We start from the raw sequence: 20,763 nt of genomic DNA, 5'->3' as shown, positions 1-20,763 counted from the left end.
CCTCTGCTCGCTGGAGGTGCGGGCCTCCAACCGGGGGGCGGTGGCCCTCTACCGCAAGCTGGGGTTTGCGGCGGCGGGGCGGCGGCCCCGGTTTTACCGGGCGCCGGACGAGGACGCCCTGATTTTGAACCTGCGACTAGAGAGTGACGGAAGGAGCGCGGCAGAGGATGCTGGTACTGGGAATTGAGTCGTCCTGCGACGAGACCGCCTGCGCGGTGGTGAGAGACGGGAGAGAGGTGCTCTCCAACGTGGTGGCCTCGCAGATCGAGGAGCACCGCCTCTACGGCGGGGTGGTGCCGGAAATCGCCTCCCGCCGGCACGCCGAGGCCATCTCGCAGATTTACCGCCAGGCCCTGGAAGAGGCGGGGGTCCCCCTGGAGGAGATCGGCGCGGTGGCGGTGACCTATGCCCCGGGGCTGATCGGCTGCCTGCTGGTGGGGCTCAACTTCGCCAAGGGGCTGGCCTACTCGGCGGGGAAACCCCTGGTGCCGGTGCACCACCTGCGGGGGCACATCGCCGCCAACTACATCGCCCACCCCGACTTGCAGCCGCCCTTTCTCTGCCTGGTGGTGTCGGGGGGGCACAGCCACATCATCGAGGTGCTCTCCTACACCGCATTTCGGGTGGTGGGGCGCACCCTGGACGACGCCGCGGGCGAGGCCTTTGACAAGGCCGCCCGCACCCTGGGCTTCCCCTACCCGGGGGGGATCGCCCTGGACAGGGCCGCCCAGCGGGGGGACAAGGGGGCCTTCTCCTTCCCCACCCCCAAGGTGGCGGGGAAGTACGACTTCAGCTTTTCCGGCCTCAAGACAGCGGTCATCAACACCGCCCACAACGCTGCCCAGCGGGGCGCCGAACTGCCGGTGGACGACATCTGCGCCAGCTTTCAGGAAAAGGTGGCCGACATCCTCTGCCACAACCTGCTGGCGGCGGCCCGGGACCTGGGCTACAAGACCCTGGCGGTGGCCGGGGGGGTCAGCGCCAACTCGGGGCTGCGGGGGAAGTTGAGCGAGCGCTGCCGGGAAGAGGGGTTGGCCCTCTACCTGCCGCCCCTCTCCCTCTGCGGGGACAACGGGGCGATGATCGCCTCCCAGGGGTACTACGAGTACTGCGCCGGCAACCTGGCCGGACTGGGCTGGAACGCGGTGGCCAGCCTGCCCATCGACCTGGTGGGGTAAAAAAGAGAGAAAAACGGCCTGTCCCTTGCGGGGACAGGCCGTTTTTTGCCCGAAAGGGGGAATTTTTTCGCCGGGTACAGACAGCCGGCGGCGGATGTGGTAGAGTGAGGGCAGTGAGGGACCCCACTGGGGCAGGCAAGCCCTGCCGGAGAAAGGAAGGCTTTTCATGCGCTATCACAGTTTGCTGGAAGAGTTTATGGACATCCACTACGACCACCCGGCCCCGGCCCACGACATCCCGCCGGAATTCATCGTGAGCCGGCTCAAAAAACCCGCCGGGCGGGTGAGCGCGGTGCTGGACACCGACCCCTTCAACGAGGTGGACGACCAGTTCGCCCTGGCCTACATCCTCCGCTCCCCCGAGCGGATCGACCTGCAGGCCATCTACGCGGCCCCCTTTCACAACGAGAAGGTGGCCAGCGCCGCCGAGGGGATGGAGCGCAGCTATCAGGAGACCCACCGCGTCCTGGCGCTGATGGGGCGGGAGGGGGACTGCGGGCAGATGGTCTACCGCGGCTCCGACCGCTTTTTGGCCGACGAGGAGACCCCGGTGGACTCGCCGGCCGCCCGCGACCTGGTGGCCCGGGCCATGGCCCGCCCCGACGGCGACCCCCTATACGTCATCGCCATCGGCGCCATCACCAACGTGGCCTCGGCCCTGCTGATGGAGCCGGCCATTGCCCGCAAGGTGGTGGTGCTCTGGCTGGGGGGCCACGCGCTGGAGTGGTTCAACACCAAGGAGTTCAACATGCTGCAGGACGTGGCCGCCGCCCGCGTCCTCCTGGGGTGCGGGGTGCCGGTGGTGCTCTTCCCCTGCAACGGGGTGGTCTCGGCCCTGACCACCACCGGCCCCGAAATCGAGTACTGGCTGCGGGGGAAAAACCAGCTCTGCGACTACCTCTGCGACATCACCAGGGAGGAGGCGGAGCGAAACCGCCAGGGCCCCTTCTGGAGCCGCACCATCTGGGACGTGGCCCCGGTGGCCTGGCTGCTGGAGATGGACTGCACCGAGACCCGGCTGGAACCCGCCCCCATCCCCTCCTACGACGGGTATTACAGCATCTGCCCCTGCAACCACCCCATCCTCTACGTATACAGCGTCCGCCGCGACCGCATCATCGGCGACCTGTACACCAAGCTGGCCCGGTAGGGACCCAAACACCGAGAGCGGTCCGCCCCAGAGAGGGCGGGCCGCCTTTTTGCACCCATTTTACCCCGGTGCAAAATGGGAGTTGACAGGGCAGGGGAGAAGGGGTACACTAAGTTTGTTAAATAAATATTCAATGAATGGAGATTTAATAAAATGAACAAGCGGGAGGAACAGCGGGCGCGCCGCCGCCGAGAGATTTTGGGGGTGAGTTTGGACCTCTTTGTTCGCCGGGGATACGCGGCCACCAAGGTGGGGGACATCGCCGCCGCCGCGGGGATGAGCGCGGGGCTCCTCTTTCACTACTTCCCCTCCAAAGAGGCGGTGCTCGAGGAGCTCATCGACCTGGGGCGGCGGGGCCCGGCGCAGATGATGGAGCTGCCCCAGGTCGACCCGGAGCAGTTTTTCTTGCGGGCGGCGGAGGGCATCTTCGGGGCCATCGCCCAAAACCCGGCGGTGGCCAAGGTCTTTGTGCTGATGGGCCGCGCCCAGTACAGCGAGGAGTTTCCCCCTGCCGTGCGGGAGCGGGCCCAGGGGGTAGACAACATCCGCCGCTCGGCGCCGCTGGTGGCGGCGGGGCAGGCCATGGGGGTATTTAAAGAGGGGGACCCCTTGGCTCTGTCGCTGGCCTTCTGGACGGCGGTGCAGGGGGCGGCGGAGGAGCTGGCCCGCTGCCCGGAGGAGCCCTGCCCCGAACCGGGGTGGCTGGTGGACATCCTGCGGCGGTAGCGGGGAAGAGAGGGGCGTCCTGCCTTTGGGCGGGCCTGAGGGCGGCCGGACGGCCGCCGAGAGAGGAGTGCAAGCGGTGAAAAAGATCGCCATCGTCGGGGCGGGGGTGGCCGGAATGGCCGCCGGCATCTACGCCCAAAAGAGTGGGTTTCAGACGATCATCTGCGAGAAAAACCCCCTGCCGGGGGGCGAGTGCACCGGCTGGGACCGGCAGGGCTACCACATCGACGGCTGTATCCACTGGCTGACCGGCACTCGAGAGGGCACCCCTCTGCGGCGGATGTGGGAGGAGGTGGGGGCCCTGGACGGGGTGGCGCTTCACCAGCCCGATTCCTTCTGGCGGTTTTATCATCCGGACGGCGACTTGACCTTCTGGCGGGATTTGGAGCGGACCGAGGAGGAGCTCTGCCGCGCTGCCCCCGAGGACGAAGCCCGCATCCGCGAGATGTGCGCGGCCATCCGCACCCTGGAGGGGATGGAGATCCCCTCCGGCAAGCCCATGGATATGATGAACCCCCTGGAACTCTGCCGGATGATGGCCTCGATGGCGGGGGCGGCGGCGCCGATGCAGAAATACGGCAAGCTGTCGGTGGCGGCGTTTGCCGGGCGGTTTCAAAATCCGGCCCTGCGGGCGATGATGGGGCACTTTCTGCCGCCCGGATACGCCGCCAGCGCCTTGCTCTTTTCCCTGGCGACCTTTACCGGCGGCAACGGGGACGTGCCCGCCGGGGGCTCGCGGGCCCTGGCCCTGCGAATGGCGGAGCGCTACCGGGCGCTGGGGGGCGAACTGCGCCTTTCCTGCCCGGTGGAAGAGGTCTGGGAGGAGGACGGCCGGGCCCGGGGGCTGGTGCTCGCGGGCGGCGAGCGGCTGGCGGCGGACTGGACGGTGGCGGCCTGCGACGCCCACTTTGCCCTGCACCGGCTGCTGGGGGGCAGGCACCCGGCTCCCGCCTGGGACAGGCGGTTTGCCGCTGAGGAGAAAAATCCCCGCCCCACCTCGGTGCGGGCGGCGTTTGGGGTGGCGGCGGACCTGCGGGACTGGCCCCGCACCCTGGGCTTTTTGGTGGAGCCGCTTTCGGTTGGGACCCAGCGGGCAGAGCACCTGGGCATCACCCAGTACAGCGACGAGCCGACCTTCGCCCCTGCGGGGCAGACGGTGATGGTCTGCAACCTGGACCAGTCGGCGGCCGAGGACTACCCCTATTGGCAGTCCCTTGCCCGGGACCGAACGGCCTACCGGGCCGAGAAGGCGCGGCTGCTGGAGGAGGTGCGCCGCCGCGTCGAGGGGCAATTCCCGGAATTGGCGGGGAAGCTTTTGCCCCTTGACCTGACGACCCCGGTGACCTACCACCGATGGTGCAGCGCCTATCAGGGGGCCTGGATGTCCTTTGTGCTGACACCGGGCGCGGGGCAGATGGCGGCCGCCGGCCGGGTCAAGGGGCTGAAAAACGCCCTGCTTGCCAGCCAGTGGTGCCAGACCACCGGCGGACTGCCCATCGCCCTCATCTGCGGCAGTCAGACGGTCCGTCGCATCTGCCGGACCGAAAGGATGCCCTTTGTCGGCGGGGAGAAGTGAGGGCAAACTAGCCAAAAAAAGAGGGCGATTCCCGTGGGAACGCTGAAAAAAAGGGGCCGTATTGTCTGTGCGGCCCCTTTGCTGATACAATGAAACGGTACGAAAAAAGGTTAGGCAAAGGGAGGATGAAAGATGAACCGAATTCCGCTTTTGATGGACTGCGACCCCGGACACGACGACGCGGCCGCCCTCTTCATGGCGCTGGGCAGCGGGGTGTTTGACCTGCAGGGGATCACCACCGTCCCCGGCAACGGGCTGCTGCCCAATGTCACCGAAAACGCCCTGCGGCTGGTGGCCTTTCTGGGGGAGGAGATCCCGGTGGTCCCCGGCTGTGTCAAACCCCTGGCGGGGGAGTGCCGGCCGGCCCTCTCCTACCACGGCGCCACGGCGCTGGACGGGGTGATCCTGCCCCTGTCGCAGCGGGGGCCCCTGGGGGAAAATGCCGTTGACTTCATGGCGGCCAAGATCAGGGAGGCCGCGGGGGAGATGGTGATCGCCGCCCTGGGCCCCCTGACCAACATCGCCGCCCTGCTCCTCTCCTACCCCGAGCTGAAGGGGAAGATCAAGCGGCTGTGCCTGATGGGGGGCTCCACCTCGGGCGGGAACATCACCCCGGCGGCGGAGTTCAACATCTGGCACGACCCGGAGGCGGCGGCCATTGTCTTTAGCAGCGGGCTGCCCATCACCATGTGCGGGCTGGACGTGACCGAGAAGATGGCCCTGCGCCCCGAGGAGATCGAAGAGGTCCGCCGCAGCGGGCGGGTGGGGGCTCTCTGCGCCCAGCTCTTTGACTACTGCCAGGACACCTTTGGCGGCAACGGCCGCGACCTGGTGGTGCACGACGCGGTGGTCAGCGCCTGGCTGATCAAGGAGGGGCTCTTCGACACCCGCCGGTTTTACGTGGAGGTGGACACCGGCAAGTCCCTGAGCCGGGGCTGCACCGCCACCTACATCCGCCCCTTTGGGGTGGGCTGCAAAGAGGCCAACATCGACGTGGTGGTGGGCGGCGACCGGGACGGGTTTGCCCGGCTGTTCATCGACTGCATTGCCAAATTGGGTTAGAGGAGGGGACAAGAGATGGAAAAGCGCCCATTTATCATTGACTGCGACCCGGGGATCGACGACGCCGTCGCCCTGTTTCTGGCCGCCAGCCGGGAGGAGTTCGACATTCGCGCCGTCACCTCGGTGGCGGGGAATGTGAACATCGACCTGACCACCCAGAACGCCCTCGACCTCTGCCGGGAGGCGGGGCTGTCCACCATCGTCGCCCGGGGGGCGGCGGCGCCGATGCTCTACCCCGCGTCGGACGCCTCCTTTGCCCACGGGGTGCGGGGGCTGGGGACGGTGACCCTCCCCGCCTCCCCCCAGCAGGAGGACCCCCGCCACGCCTGGGACGTGATCTACGACGAGGCGGCCAAGGCCGGCGGCCGGCTGGAGATCATCGCCCTGGGGCCCCTGACCAACCTGGGCATCCTGCTGACCAAATACCCCGACGCCGCCCGGCTGATCGCCAACCTGACCATCATGGGGGGCTCGCGCATCTACGGCAACCAAAACGCCTACGGCGAGTACAACCTCTGGGCCGACCCCACGGCGGCGGACATCGTCTTTCGCAGCGGGGTGCCGGTGGACATGGTGGAGCTGGAGACCATCTTCCGCGCCAAGCTCACCAGCGGCGACTGGGGCGACCTGCTGGCCTGCGACCACCGCATCGCCCGGCTCACCGGGGAGATCATGCGCTATAAGACCGAGCGGGGCGAGGGGATGCAGGACCTGATCACCGCCAAGTCCGACGACCCGTCCCCCTTCCTCTGCGACTGCATGACGGTGGCCTGCGTGGCCGACCCCTCCATCGTCACCTGGAAGCGGTGTCACGTGGACATCGAGACCGAGGACGGCCCCAGCCGGGGCCGCACCCTGGTGGACTTCTCCCCCCGGCCCAGCGGCTTTCGCAGCTGCCGGGTCTCGATGGAGGTCTCCCGCGAGGGCTTCAAGCGGGTGATGGAGGAGATGTTCCGCTTTTACGAGGGCAAATAAGAGGGCAAAATCAGAGCGCGCCGGCTATGACAGCCGGCGCGCTCTTGTCTGTGCCGAGATGCTTTTTGGGGGGGACAGGCTCTGTCCGCCACCCTTTCTAGGGCAGCAGGGCGAGGAGGGCGGCCACCTCCTCCACCCAGCCCTGCACGATGCGGCTGTTTTCCGCCCGGCGGGCGGGGTCGCGCTCGTAGCCCTGCAAAAGGGTGTACTGCCGTTCCCAGTAGCCCTGCAACCGCTGGAGAAACGCCCGCTGGGCGCCCAGGGCGGCCGGTCCCGCCCGCAGCAGTTCTCGCAGGGTTTCGGCCGCCCCGTCGGCGGGCAGCCCCACCGACTTTTTGAAGTCCCGCAGCACCCACTGGCGCTCGAAGACGTTCATCCCCTTCCAGCCTCGATACTGGGCAAAGAAGGTGTCGGCCACCCGCTGTAAGGCCTGGGCGGCCGCCTGCCCGTCCACCGGGGCCCCGGCAGGCGGCTCCGGCACCCCCTCGGGGGAGAGGCCGCAGTCCCCCAGCACCTGGACGGAGGCGATCTCCTGCCCCCGGTAGCGCTGGGCGAAGAGGACCGAGAGGGCAAAGCCCCAGCCCGCCGCCTCGGCGCTGAGGAGGTGGCTCTCGTTTTGGCGGTAGAAGGCGGGCAGGCTCATCCCCATCCGCCCGGCCACGATTTCGATGGCCGCCTCGGCGGTGGCGGTGCGCACCAGCCCGGGGCCGATGGTGTAGGCGTGGATGCCGGTCTCCTCCAGCTCCATTGCGAGGGTGGAACCCAGCTCCGCCTGGGCGGTCTTAAAGACCTCGTAGGCCCCCATGTGGGGGGCCGCCCCGGAGGAGGAGACAAAGGCGATCACCCCGCTGTCCCGCTCCCGCATGGCGGGGAGGAAGGCCCGGGTCAATTGCACCGGGGCGAGGAGGTTGACGGCGTAACTTCGGTTCCAGGCGTCGAGGGGCAGTTCTTCCACCGCCCCCATCTGCGCCAGGGTGGCGTTGTGAAAGAGGACGTCGGGGCAGCCGAAGCGGGCCGCCACCTCCCCGCAGAGGACCTCTACATCCCCTTCGTCGGTCAGATCGACGGGCAGAAAGACGCCGCTGCCCGGCCGCCGGTCGCACAGCCGCCGCTGGGCGGCAAGGCCCCGCTCCCGGTCGCACTCGGCGAGGAGGACGGTGGCCCCCATCTCGACAAAGGCCAGGCCGGCCTCGACGCCGATCCCCCCGCCGCCCCCGGTGAGGAGGACGACCTTCCCCGCCATCCGGCCGGCAAACCGCTCGCCGCCCCGCATCATCTCGCCCCCTCCTGGCGGGGGAGCATGTAGGCGGCGACTGTTTGCAACAGCGCCGCCAACTGCCGCTGCTCCTCCGGGGCGAGGCCGCCGAGGATCCGCTCCCCCATCCCCCGCTGGTAGTCCAGGTAGCTGAGCAGAAAGGCCTGTCCCCGCTCCCCCAGTTCCAGTTGAAAGGAGCGCCGGTCCCGGGGGCTGATGACCCGGCGGAGATAGCCCTGCCCCTCGAGCCGGTTGAGGGCGCTGGTGAGGGTGCTCTTGGGGATGTGGAGGGCCGCCAGGTAGTTCCGCAGCAGCAGGTGGGGGGCCGCGCCGGCCATCAGCAGCAGGCGCATTTCGAGGGGGGAGCGGCCCATCAGCTCGGGGTAGCGGGCCACCTCTTCGGGGGTGGAGCTGTACATGAGCACCTCGTGCCAGAGCTGCGCCACCTGGAGGGGATCGGGGTTTGCCATATTTATAACCTTCTTTCGTATTATACGATAATCGTATAAATAGAGTGTAAGGTAGACCGCCCTGCCTGTCAAGGGGAAATTGACCGCCGGGGAAAAAGGGGCAAAGTAGACAGATGCGACGGCGGGGCGGGGTGAAATTTCTCCTGGCGATTTGCCGCTTTCCACTGGAAAAATGGCGGGGGAAAGAGTATACTGTTGGCAAATGCCATCGGACAGGCCGGGCGGTCTTCCCCCGGTGCGGTGGCGCAATTTCAGAGAGAAAGAGGCGAACCCCCCATGGAGTATGTGACCAAAGGATACGAGCCGGCCGACGCGCTGCGCTATTTTGAAGAGCTTTCCGCCATTCCCCGGGGCAGCCGCAACGAAAAAGCTGCCGCCGAGTTTGTGATGCAATTTGCCAAGGACCTGGGCCTCTGGTGCCGGATGGACGACGCCTACAACGTGGTGGTGAAGAAGCCCGCCTCCCCCGGCTGCGAGGGGCTGCCCACCGTCATGCTGCAGGGCCACCTGGACATGGTCTGCGAGAAAAACCAGGCCACCGAACACGACTTTGAAAAAGACCCCCTGAAGCTGCAGGTGAAAGACGGCATCCTCCGCGCCTCGGGCACCACTTTGGGGGCCGACAACGGGGTGGCGGTGGCCTACATGATGGCCGCCCTCGCCCGGGACGACTACCGCCACCCGGCGCTGGAGTGCGTCTTCACCTCGATGGAGGAGATCGGCCTGCTGGGGGCCATTGCCCTGGACTGCTCCGACTTGGAGGCCAAGTACCTGCTGAACATGGACTGCGGCCCCGAGGGGACGATGATCGTCTCCTCCGCCGGCGGGCTGCTCATCGACTTTGAGAAGTCGGCCGAGCTGGTGCCCTTTGCCGGAGAGGCCGTCTCCCTGGCGGTGCGGGGGCTGCTGGGCGGCCACTCGGCCATGATGATCGACCAGGAGATGGGCAACTCCATCAAGCTGATGGGTCGGGTGCTGCACAACATCAAAAAGGCGATGCCGGTGAACCTGGTGAGCCTCTCGGGCGGCTCGAAGATGAACGCCATCCCCCGGGAGGCCGACGCCCTGATCGCCGTGCCCGCCGGCAGGGCCGACGAGGCCATTGCCATCGCCCAGCGGGTGGCGGCGGAGATCTCCTCCGAGCTGGCGGCCAGCGACCCCGGCTTTGCGCTGCAGGCAGCCGCCGCCGAGCCCGCCGCCCAGATGATGGACAGCGCCTCCAGCGACGAGCTGATCCGCTTTGTCTACCTGCTCCCCAACGCCGTCTACACCATGAGTATGGAGATCCCCGGCCTGGTGGTCACTTCCGGCAACCTGGGGGTGGCGGTGAGCGAGGGGAACACCGTGAAGATGACCGAGTTCATCCGCTCCAGCGACCCCACCGTCCGCGACCACATGGCCGACGAGATGGCGACCCTGGCCGAGATGTGCCGGGTGAAGGCCGACATCAACGAGCCCATGGCCGGCTGGAAGTACGAGGCCAACTCCCCCCTGCGGGAACTCTGCATGAAGATCTACAAGGAGCAGACCGGCAAGGAGATGGAGATGAAGGCCGTTCACGGCGGCCTGGAATGCGGCATTTTGAAGGACAAACTGCCTGCGCTGGACATTATCGCCTTCGGCCCCACCGCCGACGGGGCCCACACCCCCGACGAGTGCCTGGACCTGGCCTCCTTCCAGCGGACCTTTGCGATGGTGATGGCCGTGTTGGAAGCCCTGGCCGAGTAGCCCCTTCCACTGATCAAACAAAAAAAGAGAGCAGCCCGACCGGCGGCAGATCGGTCGGGCTGCTCTTTTGCATTGGGAGGGGCGCCTGCCGTTCACCCCTTTACAGGAGCTCGTTTCCCTCGGCGTCGAAAAACTGGTATCGCGACGGCAGCGTCTCGCTGTACAGGATGTAGGGGTACCCCTCTTGCCCGATGGAAAAGAGGCGGGTCCCCTCCCCGTCGGAGAGGCGGACCGTGGTGCAGCGCGGGTCGTTGATCAAAAGGGCGAGCCCCCGCTTCCACTGCAGGGCGACGATGTCCCTGCCGCCGCGGGGGAGGGGGCGGTAGCTCCGCACAAAGACATACTCCCCCTCCCCGACCACGGTGCACTCCATGGGCAGGTAGCTGTGCGCCTGGTGCTCGTTGCCCGAGATGAACCAGAGGAGGGCGTCATCCCCCTGCGCGCACTGCCCGGCGTACCGGATCTCGGTGTTCTCCGCGTCGGCAATGGGGATTTCCGCCCGCGCCTTTTCAACCAGCGCATCGGTCCCTTTGAGGGCCTTTTGGCAACCGGCGAGGGAGAGGGAGAAGGCGAGGGCCAAGACGAGGACCAGGAGACGGACGGGTGAGAAAAAGGCGGCGGACAGGTGCTTGCTCATCGGCGGCACTCCCTTCTCTGCGGCCCCCTAGAGGGCTTTGCAGAAAGTCAGACAGTAGAGGCTGCCCCGGCGGACGTCGGCCAGGGCCACATCGGTGACATTGGGGGGAAGGAGGTCCACCGGGGGGACGATCTCCTCCCGCCCCCGGAAGGGGGTGCCGAAGAAGGGCAGGTGCTGGTAGCGGCGGGCCACCCGCTCGGTCTCGTCGGCGATGAGGAGGGGGGCGCCGGGCCGGGCGACCCGCACCATCTCCCGGATGGCGGCCTCCCGGTCGGAGAAGAGGTTGATGCCCCCCACGTGAAAGACCGCGTCGAAGCTCTCGTCCCGAAAGGGGAGGGCCTCGGCGTTCGCCTGGCAGAGGTGTAGGGGGAGCCGGCGCCTCTGCTTCTGCAGAAAGCACTGCTCGAGCTGCCCTGTCGACAGGTCGATGCCGTAGTAGTCGGCCTCGGGCGGAAGGCAGCGGATGTTGGCCCCGGTGCCCACCGAAACCTCCAGCACCCGGTCGCCGGGGCGGATGTGCAGGTATTGCAGGTAGTCGTTTCGGGCCTTCCGCTCGCCGCCGTAGAGGCTGTAATAGAGTTTCTGTCCCCCCTCGTAAAAGGGGGCGAACCGATCGTAAAAGCGGGTGCTGGCGGCATCGGGGCCGACGGCATCCTCCGCCCCGCAGAAGTGGAGGATGCCCCGGCTGTCGGCGGGGTAGAGCCGGCCGGTGCGGGGATTTTCAAAGCCGCGGCGGGCGCGGTTGAAGGAGAGGGGCTCCCCCGTCTCGGGGTCCTGCCAGATGGAAAAGTCGATCATGTCTTGAAGCGCTTCCTTTCTCGGCTGTCCTAGCGGTGGCGGCGGCGCTGCTTGAGGATCTCCTGCACCACCATAAAGGGGGAGTGGGCCGCGTTTACCTGCAGGTCGCAGCAGGCCTGGTAGATGGGGTAGCGGCTCTCAAAGAGGGCCCGCACCTCGGCCTCGCTCTTGTCCTGCACCAGGGGGCGGGAGGAGGCGCGGATGCGCTGGTAGCAGGTCTCAAAATCGCAGTCCAGAAAGACGGTGGTGAAGTGGCGGCTGAGCACCTCCCGGTTGCGGGGGAAGAGGGCCAGCCCCCCGCCGCAGGAGAGGACCCCCCGCCGCCCGGCGGCCCGTTTTAGATAGGCGTGTTCCAGCTCCCGAAAACCCGCCTCCCCCTGCTGGGCGAAGATCTCGGGGATGGTCCGGCGCTCCCCCTGGGCGATGGCGGCGTCCAGGTCCCAGAAGGGGCACTGCAGCCGCTTGGCCAGTTCCCGCCCCACGGTGGTCTTGCCGCAGCCCATAAAGCCCACCAGGGCGTAGTTATCCCGCATGGCTCGTCCCCTCCAGCGACCGGACCAGCTCGCCGGTCAGCTCGCCGTCCACCGGCCGGCCCAGCCAGATCTCCTGGGCGGCGGCGGCCTGGAGCACCAGCATCCCCATCCCCCCCAGGGCGGGGATGCCCAGGGCGCGGGCGGCCTGCAGCAGCCGGGTCTCGGCGGGGTTGTAGATGGCGTCAAAGATAAAGCCGCAGCGGGCGATGACCGACTCGTCCACCGGGCAGCCCTCCACCTGGGGCCACATCCCCACCGGGGTGGCGTTGAGCAGGGCGTCGTATGCCCCCTCGATCTGTCCCAGGGGGACAAACCGCACCGCCGCCCCCGCCAGCTCCTGGCGCAGGGAGGCGGCATTTTCGCTGCCGGGGTCGCGCACCGCCACCGTCAGGGAGCGGCAGCGCCGCAGGGCCTCTTTGGCCATCATCCGCGCCGCGCCGCCGGCCCCCAGCAGCAGCACGTCGCCGGAGAGGGCCTCGACCCGCTCTCCCAGGGAGCGGAGGAAGCCGGTCACGTCGGTGTTGTGCCCGGTGCGGGCGGCGCAGTCGACGGTGTTGACCGCGCCGTAGTCGGCCGCCTCGGGGGAGAGGGCCTCCAGGTAGGGGAGGACCGCCCGCTTGTAGGGGATGGTGACGTTGAGACCGTCGTACTCGGCCAGCAGCCGGGGAAAGGTGTCGGCAAACCCCTCCCGGGGGATCTCGATGAGGTCGTAGCGGGCCTCCGCGCCCAGTGCAGCGAAGAGGCGGCTGTGGATCTGGCCGGAGAGGGAGTGGCCCAGCTTCTCCCCGATCAGGCCGAAGGTCTTGCCCTGTTTCATAAGTTCCTCCAAATGTCAGTCGTGTGCGGCGGGATGGGGCGGGAAGCGGGGGCACAGCGCCCTGACCGGCATCTCGACACAATGGCCGCGTTGCGGCCATTATACCACAAATTGAGCGGCGAGGAGGGCAGGGGAAGATGAAATTTTTTTGAATTCTGGGCCAAAGGGGGCGGCCTGGAGAGCAGTTGGCCGGCGGGGTGGGGAAAAGCAACGATTTTTCATCCTTTTTCCAAATACCCATTGACAGCCGCTGCCAAAACGTGTATACAAGTATGTAGGCAATCGCCACCCGCTTTGGCGGCGATGTTTTGCAATCTTGCAGACTGGTATTTTCTTATAGGAGGAAAATGATATGGTATTCGAGAAAGTCAAAGAGATCCTGTGCGATCAGCTGGACGTGGAGGAAGAGAAGGTCACCATGGAGGCCAACATCATGGAGGATCTGGAGGCCGACTCCCTGGACGTGGTCGACCTGGTGATGAGCCTGGAAGAGGAATTTGACATCGAGATCCCCGACGAAGAGGTGGAGAACATCAAGGAAGTCGGCGACATCGTGAAATACATCGAGTCCCACATCTAAGGACTCGCCGGAAACAGGGGGGGCGCCTGCCGCGGGGATGCGGCGGGCGCCCCTCTGTTTTTTCAGGCAGAGGGCCGCCCCCGATTTGACGGCAGGGCCGCGGCACACTATAATGGGGACAGCGAAAAAGGGCAGCCGGGCCGCGGGGCCCGGCAGAGAGGGGGCGAGGGAGATGGCGATGGTGCGAACCAGCAAAAAGGGGCCGCTCTGGCGGCGGGCCCTCTCCCTTCTCATGGCCCTCTCCCTTGCTCTCTGCCTCCCCGCCCCGGCCCGGGCGGCGGACAAGGTGCAGGTCACCCCCTACACCTCCCCCGTCAACGGCGGGCGGGACTACCTGGTGGTGTTGGGGAGCGACAACACCCTTTCGGTCTCCTCCGGCTGCCCGGAGGAGTTGGCCACCGCCCTCAAACGGCAGAAAAATGTCACCCAGTTCGACCAGTTCCGCGACCGGGTGGGCCTCCTCTACGCCGACGGCTCGGTGGCCCTCTTCACCCCCAGCGGGGAGACCGCCTTCACCCCCCGGGGAAAGGTGGAGCAGATCGCCGTGGGAGGCACCTTTGTGGCGGCCCTCCTCAAGGACGGGACGGTGGAGCTGCTGCAGGTGAGCGAGGGGCTCTACGAGGACCAGCTCCTGCGGGCGGAACAGTGGCAGGGGGTGGAGACCCTCTCGGCCGGACGGGGCCACCTGCTGGCGGTCACCGGCGGAGGCAAGGTGCTGGCGGCCGGGGCCAACGAATTCGGCCAGCGCAGCATCAGCGGGGAGACGGGGGTGGTGGCCGTCTCGGCGGCCTACAACCACTCCATCGCCCTGCGCAGGGACGGCACCCTGGTCAGCGCCGGGGACAACACCTTCGGCCAGTGCGAGGTGGGCTCCCTCCGCCAGATCATCTATGTGGCCACCGGGATGAAGAACACGGTGGCGGTGGACAGCGCCGGAAACGTCCACCTGCTGGGGGAGGAGTCCGCCGGGATGGAGGCCGCCGCCGGCTGGGAGAAAACGACCTTCTTATATATAGGAAGCAACTTTCTCTGCGGGATCGGGGCCGAGGGCGAGGTGCGGGGCGCCGGCGAGCAGGGACAGGCCATCGCCGCGGAGCTGAGCGAGACCCGGGCCAGCTACCGCTATGTGGGTGAGTTCATCCGCCGGGCCAAGCGGGACCGGCAGCGGGTGCTGGCCGGCGGGGTGCAGCCGGGAGGCTTTTGGCGCACGGTGATGAAGGCCTGGCACATCCTGGCCCTCTTTGGCCTGTTTTGGGCGGTGGTCTTCATCGACATCCGCTGGAAGCGCCGCCACGGCGGCTGAAGGGCGGCAAAGAGGGCGCGCCGGACAAAGGTTGGAGAAAATTCTCCAACCGGGGCAAAAGGGAGGGTGAAAAATCTCTTTTTTGCCCAAAAAACTTTGAAAAAAGCCTTGCAATGGGCCCGGCGCTGGTGTATTATAATAAAGCGTGACTGCACAAGATATGCGTTGAAGCGGGAGGTTGCCACACATCTGTGTGGGTTTTTCCGTGGAGTATGTCCGATTTTAAACCGGGCGACAGTAAATACTGAACACAGCGAGAAGGGGACAGCTATGCCCGTTCCCTGCCGCTGAAAGGGCGTTTCATGCCCATTCCCGGATATGCTTGCACACGTCAAGTGTATTCGTTTTTTTATGGCCCAACATGAAACACCCGGGTCAGTGTTTAGTTTTTGAAACCGCCCCAAAAACATGTATTCTAATAGGAGGCGATTTAAAGTGGCAGTCAAGGAGAAAATTCGCATCAGACTCAAGGGGTACGATCACAATTTGGTCGACAAATCGGCGGAGAAGATCATCGAGACCGCAAAGCGCACCGGCGCTCGGGTCTCCGGTCCCATCCCCCTGCCCACCAAAAAAGAGGTCGTGACCATCCTGCGGGCCGTCCACAAGTACAAGGACAGCCGCGAGCAGTTTGAGCGGAGGACCCACAAGCGGCTCATCGACATCCTGCGGCCTTCCAACAAGACCGTCGACAGTCTGATGAACCTGCAGCTCCCTGCTGGTGTGGACATCGAGATCAAGCTGTAAGCGCGATTTCCTGCCCAGCAAGCAGGTCATGTCGGCGCAAGCCGACCAATAACCGAAGGAGGGAAAAACATGAACAAAGCGATTCTCGGAAAAAAAGTTGGCATGACACAGCTTTTCGACGAAGCGGGAAAGGTCATCCCGGTGACTGTTGTCGAGGCGGGCCCCTGTGTGGTCGTGCAGAAGAAGACCGCCGAAAACGACGGCTACTGCGCCCTGCAGATCGGGTTTGGCGACGCCTCTGTCAAGAGCACGAACAAGCCGATGAAGGGCCATTTTGACAAAACTGACGTGGCTCCCAAAAAGCACCTGAGAGAGTTTGCCCTGGAGGGCAGCGATCTGGAGGTCGGCGCCATCATCAAGGCCGACGTCTTCCAGGTGGGCGACCACGTAGACGTAAAGGGGACAAGCAAGGGCAAAGGGTACGCCGGCACCATCAAGCGCTACGGCCACCACCGCCTGAAGGAGTCCCACGGCTCCGGCCCTGTGGTCCGCCACGCCGGTTCCAACGGTTCCACCTCCACCCCCTCGCGGGTGTTCAAGGGCAAAAAGCTGCCCGGGCACATGGGCGCCGAGACGGTCACTGTGCAGAACCTGGAGATTGTCAAGATCGATACAGAGAATAACCTCATTGCGCTCAAAGGTGCGATCCCCGGCCCCCGCGGCGGCCTGGTCGCCATCACCGACAGCGTCAAAGCCTAGTGGAAGGAGGAGAAGCACATGCCTAAAGTCAAAGTTTTGAATATGGCCGGCAAAGAGGTCTCCGAGATCACTCTGAGCGACGCCGTATTTGGTATTACCCCCAACGAAGCGGTCATGCACGCGGCTGTGGTCAACTATCTGGCCAACCAGCGCCAGGGCACCCACTCCACCCTGACTCGCACCGAGGTCAGAGGCGGTGGCCGCAAGCCCTGGAGACAGAAGGGCACCGGCCGGGCCCGCCAGGGCTCTACCCGGGCCCCCCAGTGGACCCACGGCGGCATCGTCTTCGGGCCCAAACCCCGCGACTACAGCTACTCCCTGAACAAGAAGGTCAAGAGACTGGCCCTCAAGTCCGCCCTGTCGGCCAAGGCCGCCAGCGAGAGCGTCGTGGTCGTTGACAAGATCGAGCTGGAGGGCTTTAAGACCAAGGCCGTCAGCGAGATGCTGGGCGCCCTGGGCGCCGGCAAGAAGGCCGTGATCGTCATGCCCGAGAAGTGCGATAAGCTCGTCAAGAGCGCCGCCAACATCCCCGGCGTGAAGACCGCCCTCATCAACACCCTGAATACCTACGACATCCTGAACTGCGATACCTTCATCATCGCGCAGGACGCCGTCTCCAAACTCGAGGAGGTGTACGCATAATGCGCCTGGCACAGGACATCGTCATCAAACCCGTCATCACCGAGGCCAGCATGGCCAATATGCAGCTGAAGAAATACACCTTCAAAGTTGCCAAAGACGCCGAGAAGGTGGAGATCGCCAGAGCGGTGGAAGAGCTCTTCGGCGTGAAGGTTGCGAAGGTCAACACCATCAGCGTGCGCGGCCGCGAAAAGAGAATGGGCCGCAACTCCGGTTACACCCCTTCCTGGAAAAAGGCCATCGTCACCCTGGCTGAGGATTCCAAGGGGATCGAGTTCTTCGACAACATGATGTAACCGCCCGCCCGGCCCGCCGAGGCCGGGGGCAACGTATGGGAGGGCAAACCCCTTCCGCTAAGCCTGATAATAGGAGAGTGAAACCCAATGGCGATTAAGAAATACAAACCGACTACGCCGGGCCGCCGCGGGATGACCGTCACCGATTATTCCGAGCTGTCCAAAGTAGAGCCGGAGAAGAGCCTGCTGGCCCCCCTGAAAAACCATTCGGGCCGCAACAGCTACGGCCGCATCACCGTCCGCCACCGCGGCGGGAAGCAGAGAAGAAAGTACCGCATCATCGACTTTAAGCGCAACAACTTCGGCGTGGAGGGGACCGTCAAGACCCTGGAGTACGACCCCAACCGCTCCGCCCACATCGCCCTCATCGAGTTCGTCGACGGCGACAAGCGCTACATCCTGGCCCCAGTCGGCCTGAAAGTCGGCGACAAGGTGATCGCCGGCCCCGACGCCGACATCAAGCCGGGCAATGCTCTGCCCCTGCAGAACATCCCCGACGGCACCGTCATCCACAACATCGAGCTCTACCCCGGCAAGGGCGCCCAGCTGGTGCGCTCCGCCGGCAACTCCGCCCAGCTGATGGCCAAAGAGGGCAAATACGCCCTGGTCCGCCTCCCCTCCGGAGAGCTGCGCAACGTGCCCGCCAGCTGCATGGCCACCATCGGCCAGGTCGGCAACGTGGATCACGAGAACGTGAACCTGGGCAAGGCCGGCCGCAAGCGCCACATGGGCATCCGCCCCACCGTCCGCGGCTCGGTCATGAACCCCTGCGACCACCCCCACGGCGGCGGCGAGGGCAAATCCCCCATCGGCCGTCCTTCTCCTGTGACTCCTTGGGGCAAACCCACCATGGGCCACAAGACCCGCAAGAAGCACAAGCAGTCCGACAAGTTCATCGTCAAGCGCGCCAACTCCAAGTAGGCGTCTGTAATCGAAAGGAGGCAAATAGAAAATGGGCAGAAGCGTTAAAAAAGGACCTTTCGTACAGGCTTCCCTGCTGAAGAAGGTTTTGGCCATGAACGAGGCCGGCGAGAAGAAAGTCCTGAAGACCTGGAGCAGATCCTCCACCATCTTCCCTGATTTCGTTGGACATACCTTCGCCGTCTACGACGGCCGCAAGCACGTACCGGTCTATGTGACTGAGGACATGGTTGGGCACAAACTCGGTGAGTTTGCCCCCACCCGGACCTACAAAGGCCACGCCGGTTCCAAAACATCCAACAGAGGTTAAGGTCGAAAGGAGGATTCCAAATGGAAGCAAGAGCTTATCTTCGCCATTTGCGCATTGCGCCGAGAAAAGTGCAGATCGTTTTGGACCTGATTCGGAACCAGCCCGCCGACAAGGCGATGGCCATTCTGAAGCACACCCCGAAGTCTGCCAGCGAGCCCTTACAGAAGCTCCTCAAATCGGCCATGGCGAACGCTGAGAACAACCACAACATGGACAAAAACAGCCTCTACGTCGCAGAGTGCTTCGTTTGTCCTGGCCCCACGCTCAAGCGCATTCGCCCGAGAGCACAGGGCAGAGCATTCCACGTCCTGAAGAGGACCTCGCACGTGACGATGGTTCTCAAGGAAAAGGAATAAGCTGAAAGAGGAGGTAAACTATGGGCCAGAAAGTAAATCCCCACGGTCTTCGGGTGGGCATTATCAAAGACTGGGACTCCCGCTGGTTTGCTAAGGATAACGCTTTCGGCGATATCCTGGTAGAGGACTACAAACTCCGTAAATTCATCAAAAAAGAGATTTACGGCGCCGGCGTCCCCCGCATCGAGATCGAGAGAACTGCCAACAAGATCCGCATCCACATCCACTGCGCCAAGCCGGGTATGGTCATCGGCAAGGGCGGCAGCGAGATCGATAAGCTGCGCAAGAACATCGAAAAATTCATCGGCAAGCCGGTGAACATCAATATCGTTGAGGTCAAGCAGCCCGACGTCAACGCCCAGCTGGTGGCCGAGAGTGTCGCCAAACAGCTGGAGAAGCGCACCTCGTTCCGCCGGGCCATGAAGATGGCCATCGGCCGGGCCATGCGCCTGGGCGCCAAGGGCATCAAGATCCAGGTCTCCGGCCGTCTGGGCGGTGCGGACATCGCCCGCACCGAGCAGTACCACGAGGGGACCATCCCCCTGCAGACCCTGCGCGCCGACATCGACTACGGCTTTGCCGAGGCGGACACCACCTACGGCAAGATCGGCGTCAAGACCTGGATTTACAGAGGCGAAGTGCTGCACGACGCCAAGAGAACCACCCGGAGGGAAGGAGGCAAACGGTAATGCTTTTGCCAAAGAGAGTCAAGTATCGCCGCGTGCACAGAGGTCGTCTGACCGGTAAAGCGTACCGCGGAAACAAGGTGACCTACGGCGAGTATGGCCTGGTTGTCCTGGAGCCCGCCTGGATCACTGCCAACCAGATCGAGGCCGCTCGTATCGCCATGACCCGTTACACCAAGCGCGGTGGTCAGGTCTGGATCAAGATTTTCCCCGACAAGCCCATCACCGAGAAACCCGCCGAGACCCGCATGGGCTCCGGTAAAGGGTCCCCCGAGTACTGGGCTGCCGTCGTGAAACCCGGCCGGGTCATGTTTGAGATCGCCGGTGTTTCCGAGGAGATCGCCCGCGAGGCCCTTCGCCTTGCCAGCCACAAACTGCCCATCAAGTGCAAGTTTGTCAAAAAAGAAGAATTGGAGGGTGAAGAGTAATGAAAGCGTCTGAGATCCGTGAGATGAGCGCCGACGAACTGAACGCGAAGTTGATTGACCTCAAAGCCGAGCTCTTCAACCTGCGCTTCCAGCACGCTGTGAACCAGCTTGAGAATCCCATGCGGATCAAGGCTGTGAAAAAGGACATCGCCCGCGTCAACACCCTGCTGCGCGAGCGGGAACTGAAAGACAGCGCGAACTAACGAGAAAGGGAGGCAAGAGCTGTGAGCGAAAGAAACCTGAGAAAATCGAGGGTCGGCAAGGTCGTCAGCGACAAGATGGATAAGACCATCGTCGTCGCCATCGAGGACAATGTCCAGCACCCCCTGTACAAAAAGATCATCAAGCGCACCAGCAAGTTCAAGGCCCACGACGAGAAGAACGAGTGCGGCATTGGCGACACTGTTGAGATTATGGAAACACGCCCCCTCTCGAAGGACAAACGGTGGAGGCTCGTCAGAATCATCAACAAGGCGAAATAAAACCTGTTAAAACCGAAAGGAGGAACGCACTGTGGTACAGATGCAAACTTACCTCAAGGTGGCCGACAACACCGGCGCCAAAGAGATTATGTGTATCCGCGTGCTGGGCGGTTCCCGCAGAAGATATGCCAACATCGGCGATGTGATCGTCGCTTCTGTAAAGAAGGCCGCCCCCGGCAGCGCCGTGAAAAAAGGCGACGTTGTCAAAGCTGTGATCGTTCGTTCTGCCAAGGGTGTTCGCCGCGAGGACGGCACCTACATCCGGTTCGATGAGAACGCGGCAGTTCTGATAAAGGAAGACCAGAACCCCAGAGGCACCCGTATTTTTGGGCCCGTGGCCAGAGAGCTGCGCGAGAAGAACTACCTGAAAATACTCAGCCTCGCACCCGAAGTTCTGTAAGGAGGAGGAAA

The 20,763-nt window shown here is 64.7% G+C and carries 27 protein-coding genes; 21 read left to right on the top strand and 6 right to left on the bottom strand.

The window, feature by feature from the left end; genetic code table 11:
- Positions 1-167 precede the first annotated feature (167 nt).
- The 6 genes from tsaD to BN3266_RS05325 all read left to right on the top strand — a co-directional run bounded on the left by tsaD (position 168) and on the right by BN3266_RS05325 (position 6,667).
- A complete protein-coding gene (tsaD, locus tag BN3266_RS05350; protein ID WP_059004330.1) occupies positions 168-1,178 on the top strand; it encodes a tRNA (adenosine(37)-N6)-threonylcarbamoyltransferase complex transferase subunit TsaD in 1,011 nt (336 codons plus the stop codon).
- 166 nt (positions 1,179-1,344) lie between these two features.
- Positions 1,345-2,328, top strand: coding sequence for a nucleoside hydrolase (locus tag BN3266_RS05345; protein ID WP_242861719.1), 984 nt, complete (start codon positions 1,345-1,347; stop codon positions 2,326-2,328).
- Between the two features lie 153 nt (positions 2,329-2,481).
- Positions 2,482-3,054 carry a TetR/AcrR family transcriptional regulator gene (locus BN3266_RS05340; protein ID WP_059004329.1) on the top strand — a complete coding sequence of 191 codons (573 nt, stop codon included), beginning with the start codon at positions 2,482-2,484 and terminating at the stop codon, positions 3,052-3,054.
- Positions 3,055-3,130: 76 nt separating this feature from the next.
- Positions 3,131-4,630 carry a phytoene desaturase family protein gene (locus BN3266_RS05335; RefSeq protein WP_059004328.1) on the top strand — a complete coding sequence of 500 codons (1,500 nt, stop codon included), beginning with the start codon at positions 3,131-3,133 and terminating at the stop codon, positions 4,628-4,630.
- A 132-nt stretch (positions 4,631-4,762) separates the two neighbouring features.
- Complete coding sequence (locus BN3266_RS05330; protein ID WP_059004327.1) at positions 4,763-5,692, top strand: nucleoside hydrolase; 930 nt, start codon at positions 4,763-4,765, stop codon at positions 5,690-5,692.
- 15 nt (positions 5,693-5,707) lie between these two features.
- On the top strand, positions 5,708-6,667 hold the full coding sequence (locus BN3266_RS05325) for a nucleoside hydrolase (protein ID WP_059004326.1): 960 nt from the start codon (positions 5,708-5,710) through the stop codon (positions 6,665-6,667).
- A 97-nt stretch (positions 6,668-6,764) separates the two neighbouring features.
- Here the strand turns inward: BN3266_RS05325 and BN3266_RS05320 are convergent, their stop codons facing one another.
- The gene (locus BN3266_RS05320) at positions 6,765-7,943 is read right to left on the bottom strand and encodes an SDR family NAD(P)-dependent oxidoreductase (RefSeq protein WP_082671668.1); all 1,179 of its coding nucleotides are present in this window, start codon (positions 7,941-7,943) and stop codon (positions 6,765-6,767) included.
- Entirely contained in the window at positions 7,940-8,392 is a 453-nt protein-coding gene (locus BN3266_RS05315) for a MarR family winged helix-turn-helix transcriptional regulator (RefSeq protein ID WP_059004324.1), read from the bottom strand. The genes BN3266_RS05320 and BN3266_RS05315 overlap by 4 nt, the downstream gene beginning before the upstream one ends.
- Positions 8,393-8,668: 276 nt before the next feature.
- On the opposite strand from BN3266_RS05315, the gene pepD reads away from it, so the two are divergent.
- Positions 8,669-10,120, top strand: a complete 1,452-nt coding sequence (pepD, locus tag BN3266_RS05310) for a beta-Ala-His dipeptidase (RefSeq protein ID WP_059004322.1) — start codon at positions 8,669-8,671, stop codon at positions 10,118-10,120.
- Between the two features lie 100 nt (positions 10,121-10,220).
- Here the strand turns inward: pepD and BN3266_RS05305 are convergent, their stop codons facing one another.
- The 4 genes from BN3266_RS05305 to BN3266_RS05290 are packed head-to-tail and all read right to left on the bottom strand — an operon-like array spanning position 10,221 to position 12,905.
- On the bottom strand, positions 10,221-10,757 hold the full coding sequence (locus BN3266_RS05305) for a hypothetical protein (protein WP_059004321.1): 537 nt from the start codon (positions 10,755-10,757) through the stop codon (positions 10,221-10,223).
- A gap of 27 nt (positions 10,758-10,784) precedes the next feature.
- Positions 10,785-11,555, bottom strand: a complete 771-nt coding sequence (locus BN3266_RS05300) for a class I SAM-dependent methyltransferase (protein WP_059004318.1) — start codon at positions 11,553-11,555, stop codon at positions 10,785-10,787.
- Between the two features lie 29 nt (positions 11,556-11,584).
- Positions 11,585-12,088 (bottom strand): shikimate kinase, encoded by a 504-nt coding sequence (locus tag BN3266_RS05295; protein ID WP_021659667.1) that lies wholly within the window; start codon positions 12,086-12,088, stop codon positions 11,585-11,587.
- Entirely contained in the window at positions 12,078-12,905 is an 828-nt protein-coding gene (locus tag BN3266_RS05290; RefSeq protein WP_059004316.1) for a shikimate dehydrogenase family protein, read from the bottom strand. Before BN3266_RS05290 ends, BN3266_RS05295 begins: the two co-directional genes overlap by 11 nt.
- A 352-nt stretch (positions 12,906-13,257) precedes the next feature.
- Between BN3266_RS05290 and acpP the strand changes: the two genes are divergently transcribed.
- The 14 genes from acpP (at position 13,258) to rplN (ending at position 20,752) form a co-directional block, all read left to right on the top strand.
- Positions 13,258-13,485, top strand: coding sequence for an acyl carrier protein (gene acpP / locus BN3266_RS05285; protein WP_021659671.1), 228 nt, complete (start codon positions 13,258-13,260; stop codon positions 13,483-13,485).
- A gap of 172 nt (positions 13,486-13,657) precedes the next feature.
- Entirely contained in the window at positions 13,658-14,788 is a 1,131-nt protein-coding gene (locus tag BN3266_RS05280) for an RCC1 domain-containing protein (RefSeq protein ID WP_059004314.1), read from the top strand.
- A gap of 435 nt (positions 14,789-15,223) precedes the next feature.
- Entirely contained in the window at positions 15,224-15,535 is a 312-nt protein-coding gene (rpsJ, locus tag BN3266_RS05275) for a 30S ribosomal protein S10 (RefSeq protein WP_044992681.1), read from the top strand.
- 69 nt (positions 15,536-15,604) lie between these two features.
- Positions 15,605-16,234 (top strand): 50S ribosomal protein L3, encoded by a 630-nt coding sequence (rplC, locus tag BN3266_RS05270; protein ID WP_021659675.1) that lies wholly within the window; start codon positions 15,605-15,607, stop codon positions 16,232-16,234.
- An 18-nt stretch (positions 16,235-16,252) separates the two neighbouring features.
- Positions 16,253-16,876, top strand: coding sequence for a 50S ribosomal protein L4 (gene rplD, locus BN3266_RS05265; protein ID WP_021659676.1), 624 nt, complete (start codon positions 16,253-16,255; stop codon positions 16,874-16,876).
- Positions 16,876-17,169: a 50S ribosomal protein L23 gene (gene rplW, locus BN3266_RS05260; protein WP_021659677.1), complete on the top strand. Its 294-nt coding sequence runs from the start codon at positions 16,876-16,878 to the stop codon at positions 17,167-17,169. Before rplD ends, rplW begins: the two co-directional genes overlap by 1 nt.
- A gap of 87 nt (positions 17,170-17,256) precedes the next feature.
- A complete protein-coding gene (rplB, locus tag BN3266_RS05255; protein ID WP_021659678.1) occupies positions 17,257-18,090 on the top strand; it encodes a 50S ribosomal protein L2 in 834 nt (277 codons plus the stop codon).
- A gap of 31 nt (positions 18,091-18,121) precedes the next feature.
- On the top strand, positions 18,122-18,400 hold the full coding sequence (rpsS, locus tag BN3266_RS05250; protein ID WP_021659679.1) for a 30S ribosomal protein S19: 279 nt from the start codon (positions 18,122-18,124) through the stop codon (positions 18,398-18,400).
- A gap of 20 nt (positions 18,401-18,420) precedes the next feature.
- Positions 18,421-18,756: a 50S ribosomal protein L22 gene (gene rplV, locus BN3266_RS05245; protein ID WP_021659680.1), complete on the top strand. Its 336-nt coding sequence runs from the start codon at positions 18,421-18,423 to the stop codon at positions 18,754-18,756.
- Positions 18,757-18,776: 20 nt separating this feature from the next.
- Complete coding sequence (rpsC, locus tag BN3266_RS05240) at positions 18,777-19,445, top strand: 30S ribosomal protein S3 (RefSeq protein WP_021659681.1); 669 nt, start codon at positions 18,777-18,779, stop codon at positions 19,443-19,445.
- A complete protein-coding gene (gene rplP, locus BN3266_RS05235; protein WP_059004312.1) occupies positions 19,445-19,870 on the top strand; it encodes a 50S ribosomal protein L16 in 426 nt (141 codons plus the stop codon). The genes rpsC and rplP overlap by 1 nt, the downstream gene beginning before the upstream one ends.
- Positions 19,870-20,073, top strand: a complete 204-nt coding sequence (gene rpmC / locus BN3266_RS05230; protein WP_021659683.1) for a 50S ribosomal protein L29 — start codon at positions 19,870-19,872, stop codon at positions 20,071-20,073. The genes rplP and rpmC overlap by 1 nt, the downstream gene beginning before the upstream one ends.
- 21 nt (positions 20,074-20,094) lie before the next feature.
- Complete coding sequence (gene rpsQ, locus BN3266_RS05225) at positions 20,095-20,352, top strand: 30S ribosomal protein S17 (RefSeq protein WP_059004310.1); 258 nt, start codon at positions 20,095-20,097, stop codon at positions 20,350-20,352.
- Between the two features lie 40 nt (positions 20,353-20,392).
- Complete coding sequence (rplN, locus tag BN3266_RS05220; protein ID WP_021659685.1) at positions 20,393-20,752, top strand: 50S ribosomal protein L14; 360 nt, start codon at positions 20,393-20,395, stop codon at positions 20,750-20,752.
- Positions 20,753-20,763: the final 11 nt, after the last annotated feature.

Source organism: Bittarella massiliensis (ex Durand et al. 2017) (assembly GCF_001486165.1).
In the GTDB taxonomy this organism is placed as follows: domain Bacteria; phylum Bacillota; class Clostridia; order Oscillospirales; family Ruminococcaceae; genus Bittarella; species Bittarella massiliensis.
Note: the sequence above shows the minus strand (reverse complement) of the source record. Positions and strands in the feature narration are given on the sequence as shown.